The organism is Neptunitalea chrysea (assembly GCF_027924145.1).
GTDB classification, from domain to species: Bacteria; Bacteroidota; Bacteroidia; order Flavobacteriales; family Flavobacteriaceae; genus Neptunitalea; species Neptunitalea chrysea.
In genome coordinates this window covers 1-1,364 of the sequence record NZ_BRVP01000059.1, presented here as the reverse complement: position 1 = coordinate 1,364, position 1,364 = coordinate 1, and the positions used below count along the sequence as shown (strand labels likewise).

The following is a 1,364-nucleotide window of genomic DNA, read 5'->3' as shown; positions in this document are numbered from 1 at the left end:
TTGTCTCGTCCTGAAATAGCGATACAGAAAAAAGTATCGCATGAATAATTACGTAAAGCGCACACAAAAAGACTATACACTTAGTTTTAAACTTAGTGTTGTTAAAGAAGTTGAGTCTGGAATTTTATCAGTAACCTCTGCTCAGAAGCATTACGGCATACAAAGTCGGTCTACTGTTGTAAATTGGCTTCGAAAATATGGTAACTTTGATTGGGAAAATCAAACACCTTCAAATATGCCAAAGACACCTGAACAGCGAATAATGGAGCTTGAAGCCAAAGTAAAACTTTTGGAAAAGCAAAAAGTGCAGCTTGAGAAGCAAAGTCATATTTCAGACTCTAAAGCGATCATTTTCGATATGATGATAGACCTCGCCGAAAAGGAATACAACATCGATATTCGAAAAAACTTACCACCCGAACAATCCAATCTTTCATAGAAAAAAGACAGGAAAGCATAAGCTTTAGCTGTGGTTTGTTCGGGATAAACAGACAGGTTTATTATCGGAGTATTAAACGTATCAAGTTCCGCAGGAATCTGGCGGAACAGGTTGTGGCGCTTGTCAAAGAACAGCGGAATAGGTACGCGTAAATTATATCATATACTTAATAATAAGCTTAGAGAGCTAAAAGTGGGTAGAGATAAGTTCTTTGGTATTTTAAAATCAAATCATTTATTAATAAAGCCAAAAAGGAGTTATCATGTTACTACATGGTCACACCATCGCTTTAGAAAGCATCCTAATTTGATACAAGAATTAGATATTACTAAACCGGAGCAAGTCTGGGTGTCCGACATTACATACATTGGAAAACGGGATAAACCTTGTTATTTAAGTTTAATAACAGATGCTTATTCTAAAAAGATAATGGGATATAATGTGTCTGATTCTCTAAGTACACAAGGATGTATTAATGCACTAAAAATGGCTCATAAGAACAGGTTGTTTAAGGCTGATTCTTTGATACATCACTCGGACAGGGGGATCCAATATTGTTCAGATGAATACCAATATATAATCAAGAAATATAATCTAAAGTGTAGTATGACTCAAAACTCAGATCCCTATGAAAATGCAGTAGCAGAAAGAATAAATGGTATATTAAAGCAGGAGTTTATGATTGATACTTACCATCTTGAATTATCATTAATGAAAAAGCTGGTAACAGAAGTAATTAATAAATACAATCAAATAAGACCTCATTGGTCAAACCATATGTTAACTCCTTGTCTAATGCACTTACAAAATACTATCAAAATGAAAACCTATAAAACAAAAAACAGAAGCAACTATAAAGATACTTCTGTTTAAAAAATGTATTTTTATTAATATTAATCCTGTATCGTTATTTCAGGACTAGTCA

At 33.4% G+C, this 1,364-nt stretch carries 2 protein-coding genes; both read left to right on the top strand.

What is annotated here, in order from left to right:
• The first annotated feature begins 40 nt into the window (after positions 1–40).
• Positions 41–439, top strand: a complete 399-nt coding sequence (locus NBRC110019_RS16935; protein ID WP_373877012.1) for a helix-turn-helix domain-containing protein — start codon at positions 41–43, stop codon at positions 437–439.
• Between the two features lie 120 nt (positions 440–559).
• Positions 560–1,312 carry an IS3 family transposase gene (locus NBRC110019_RS16660; RefSeq protein WP_281756601.1) on the top strand — a complete coding sequence of 251 codons (753 nt, stop codon included), beginning with the start codon at positions 560–562 and terminating at the stop codon, positions 1,310–1,312.
• Positions 1,313–1,364 lie beyond the last annotated feature (52 nt).

Coding starts and splice junctions, on each gene's coding strand:
- NBRC110019_RS16935 (WP_373877012.1), top strand. CDS start 41: ATGAATAATTACGTAAAGCGCACACAAAAAGACTATACACTTAGTTTT.